The following is a 4,452-nucleotide window of genomic DNA, read 5'->3' as shown; positions in this document are numbered from 1 at the left end:
ACCACCTCGTCAACCACATCATCGACGACGACAACGGCAACCGATAAAACGGCACTAAGCAAAGACGACTTTTTAAAACTGTTGATGCTGGAACTCAAATACCAAGATCCGACATCACCAATGGACAGTGAGAAGATTTTGGCGCAGACCTCCCAGCTCGCAACCCTTGAAGCAAGTGAAAATACGAACAAAGCGCTCGAAACTTTAGCATCTTCACTCACCTCATCCATGCAATATTCTGGAATTTCGGCAATCGGAAAAATCGCCGATACGGGAAGCAATGCGATCATGAAAGAAGACGGAAAAACAGCTGATTTCGAAATTTATTTTCCAGATGCCGTTTCAACCGGAAGCGTCAATATTCTCGACAGCAAAGGAAACGTTCTTCGCAGTATGACAATCGGCGCTACCAATGCAGGGGTTGCAAAATATTCATGGGACGGTCTCAACTCCAGTGGAAAAGCGCTTGATGCAGGCGTTTACTATGTCGAAGCTTCGTATACAAAAACTGACGGTACGACCGGCACTTCTCGTGTCGGAACCTATCCAATCGAATCGATCAAATTTGACAGTGGAAAAACGTATGCCAAACTCGGCTCCGGCTACGTCGATTTCAGTACGATCAAAGAAGTTTCTGCCAACTAAGGAACAGTAGATGAATCAGGCTTATTATTCCGGAATTTCAGGTGTTATGACCTATCAGCAGGGGCTGGATGTCGTATCCGATAACATCGCAAACGTCAACACCGTAGGGTTCAAAGGCTCTACCGCCGAATTTGCCGATCTCTTGACACAATCTCTCGGCAGCATCGGGAAAACTCCTACTTCCAATGACATCGGTTTGGGATCACGTCTCCAAAGTACTACCGTTCAAATGCAAAACGGCTCATTGCTTCCTTCTGAACGATTTAACGATTTGGCGATCAGCGGAAACGGATGGTTTGGTGTTGCTTCAGGAAAAGAGACCTACTATACCCGCGCCGGAAATTTTGTTTTCGATACGTATCAGCAAATTGCCGGAGATAAAAACTCTTCCGTGGCCCGTCTCACGACAACGGATGGGAAATATGTCACAGGTACCATGCTGACCAACTACGCGTATGAGAGTGCCTTCGACTATGGTGATAAAACGGTAAACGGCACTACGGGTGCCTATGTTGTCAACAATCCGACCAACGCAGCAGAACTCAAAGGTGTAGCATCACAGGGAAAACTCGAATTCCCGACACGGCTTGCTTATCCGGTTGAACCGACAAAAAAAGCACAGTTTTTCGGTAACTTGCCTCCCGATCACCAAACACATACCATCAGTGCCGATGTCATCAGTGGCAATAACGATCGAAACCGATTAAAACTCACTTTTACCCAAAGTGCCGTTCAGCCCTCTACAGGGATTGCATGGGACGTAACCGCGACTGTTACCTCCAACGATGGTAGCATCGTATACGATACGCAGAGCGGTCAAGCAATTTTCGACGGAAGCGGAGGATTGAGCAGCTGTACTATCAAATCTATGAATAATGACGGACAACAAGTAGCTGTTGATTTAGGGAGCAGTTTCAACGGAGTCATCTCCGTTGACGGGCTCGCAGCGAGCGGGTCATCCCGATCAGATGGTGTTTCGGGAGGAGTGTTAACCAAATACGGAATCAATTCCAACGGCGTCATCGTTGCCGATTTTTCCAACGGGCGCCAGAGCGCCATCGGTCGTATCGCGATCTATCACTTCCAAAACGATCAAGGGCTAAACCGGATCGGAGATACTGAATTTCAAGAGAGTAGCGGTAGCGGAAAACCGCTATTTTGGACCGATAAATCCGGAAACGTTATCACGGGAGCTATCGTCAACAGCGGTCAGCTCGAAAATTCAAACGTTCATCTCGACGTAGGGCTTACCGACATGATCATTATGCAGCGCGCCTATCAAGCCAATGCAAAAATAATCACTACGGGAGATGAATTGGTCCAAAAGGCGTTGCAAATGCATCGTTAATTGGAATAATTTTTGCTAGTAAATTTTACTTTGTCATAAAGAAGGACATCTCATGTTACGATCACTTTTCGCAGGGGTTACCGGTTTGCAATCGCATCAGATTGCAATGGACGTCGAATCTAACAATATTGCTAACGTAAATACGATCGGGTATAAATACTCGCGCGCCAACTTTTCGGATTTGCTGGCTCAAACCAATCAAATCGCAACTGCTCCGCAAGGGCAAATCGGTGGTAAAAACGCCGTTCAAATCGGACTTGGGACTACCGTCAATTCTATTACCAAAATCATGTCTCAAGGCTCCATCCAAAATACCGACAAAAATACCGACGTCGCGATCCAAGGGGACGGTTTCTTCATCGTTAGTGCCGATGGCGGAAATACCTATAAATACAGCCGTTCAGGTGACTTTAAATTCGATGCGGCCGGAAACTTCGTTGACAACAACGGATTTATTGTCCAAGGTTGGGTTCGTGATGAAAAAACAGGGCTCGTTGATGCTACCGCTCCGATCTCTAATATTAAAATTCCACCGGGACTCACCACTCCGGCACAACAAACTTCCGAAGTCACCATCAAAGCAAACCTCAGTTCAGGGGATAAAGTAACCCAGTTCAAACCGATTTATACATTGGACACCAACAGCCTCAATACCAATGGGGTTGACGGCCTTGCCAATACCTCTGATGATGATCGGGCTGAGTATTTCAACGTATTATTCGATGCCAGCGGAAACGCTTTAAATCTCCAGCAGGGGCAAGGGATGTGGATGAGCTACAAACCCTCAACCATCAGCAAAACCATTTCTGCCCCTGCCGCTGGGACATTATCGTTTGATGTAAATGGTGTTGCAATGTCAATAGCATTTGCGGGAACAGAAACCGCAGCTCAAGCAGCAAATTTAATTGCCGCCAAAATCAATGCCAACACAACAACAACCGGCGTGAGCGCCGTGCCTGATCCGACCAGTCCTGCAAATTTGATCTTTACCAATGATAATACGCGCGGGACAACTGCTGCAAGTAAAAATATCAATCTTGTTGTAAACTCTGACACTGCAGGAACCGGTTTAACAAGTGGTGGTGACATCACCGCATTCCAATACGTTTATGTCAATTCCGGTCCGGTTCCTATCGGCGAAACGGATGCAACCGCGGCACAACGCCAGTTTACCACCACCGAAGATTTACGCGCTCAAATGCAGCACGATGCCCGTCTTGTCGGAGACGATCACTCGGCAACCAATGATAATACTTTGGATAGCGCCGTTACCGTAGAAGTTAATGCAAAAGGGCAATTTGAGATTAAAAATCCTGGAAGTGCCAGTTCAGACGAGTACGATCTTCGTATTGCCGTAACGGGACTCACATCCGCCGGTGTTACCGAAAATACCCGATTTACCCAAAATCTTCAAACCCTCTCGGGTACACTCACAAACGGTTCATCGACGTCACGTTTGAGCCAAGCGTTCAATGCCGCGACCCACTCTGCGAGTATCGACATCTACGATTCACTCGGAACCAAACACACGCTCAGACTTGATTTTCGTAAATCGTCTCTCTCATCCAGCGGAGGAACGGAGTGGACATATGAAATCAGCGTTCCGGCACCGGGAGACATCGGTGGATCGATCAACAAAAATGAGCTCACAAACTTGGATGCCGGTAAAATCAGCTTTACCAATACGGGTGCACTCGCACTGGCAACCATTCCGAGCTTGACCTATACTGCCAATAACGGTTCGGCACCGAACCAAACGATCAATTTGAACTTCGGTACGGTTAACGGATTCGATGGTATGACCAGTTTCGATAACCCATCCGGAACCAGCGGGATCAGCCAAGACGGTTATCCGGGGGGGGACCTCGTCGGTATCCGCATCGACCAAAGCGGTACATTGGTCGGATCGTTCTCAAACGGTCGATCATTCGGTTTGGCACAAATCGGTATGGCTAAGTTCTCAAATAACGAAGGGTTAGTAACGGATGGTGGAAACGTCTATTTGCAATCCGCCAACTCGGGAGACCCGATTATCGGTACTGCAGCGACAGCAGGTCGCGGATTTATGCAATCTTCCGCGTTGGAAGCGTCTAACGTCGACCTCTCCAAAGCATTAACTCAGCTCATTATTATCCAACGCGGTTATCAGGCAAACGGTAAAACCATTACCACGTCTGATACCTTGCTTGAAACCCTACTCGGTATCAAACGTTAATATTTTTTGCCTCTGTGAGGCAAAAATTTTGATAAAACTGTTGAAATCATGCGTGAAGAGAAAAGACTCCGGCGAGAAAGATGAACGCCGGAACTTTGAAACTTTAAGGAGTGATGAATGAGAAAAGGTTACCCGTGACCTGCTGCTGTCATTTGGGATAACAACATTATGAATCAATTTGGTAAACCAATAGTAATCATTCAATAGACTTCTTGCATAACCCATCAAACAACAGCAAATCCTC

The 4,452-nt window shown here is 46.9% G+C and carries 3 protein-coding genes; all 3 read left to right on the top strand.

What is annotated here, in order from left to right:
- A partial coding sequence (locus JHC35_RS08515) for a FlgD immunoglobulin-like domain containing protein (protein WP_295044215.1) occupies positions 1-645 on the top strand: 645 nt, incomplete at its 5' end.
- A 10-nt stretch (positions 646-655) separates the two neighbouring features.
- Positions 656-1,993, top strand: a complete 1,338-nt coding sequence (locus JHC35_RS08510; RefSeq protein ID WP_295044213.1) for a flagellar hook-basal body complex protein — start codon at positions 656-658, stop codon at positions 1,991-1,993.
- Positions 1,994-2,045: 52 nt separating this feature from the next.
- Entirely contained in the window at positions 2,046-4,208 is a 2,163-nt protein-coding gene (gene flgE / locus JHC35_RS08505) for a flagellar hook protein FlgE (protein WP_295044211.1), read from the top strand.
- Positions 4,209-4,452: the final 244 nt, after the last annotated feature.

This window comes from Sulfuricurvum sp. (assembly GCF_022759005.1).
GTDB lineage: Bacteria > Campylobacterota > Campylobacteria > Campylobacterales > Sulfurimonadaceae > Sulfuricurvum.
Note: the sequence above shows the minus strand (reverse complement) of the source record. Positions and strands in the feature narration are given on the sequence as shown.

Coding starts and splice junctions, on each gene's coding strand:
- flgE (WP_295044211.1), top strand. CDS start 2,046: ATGTTACGATCACTTTTCGCAGGGGTTACCGGTTTGCAATCGCATCAG.
- JHC35_RS08510 (WP_295044213.1), top strand. CDS start 656: ATGAATCAGGCTTATTATTCCGGAATTTCAGGTGTTATGACCTATCAG.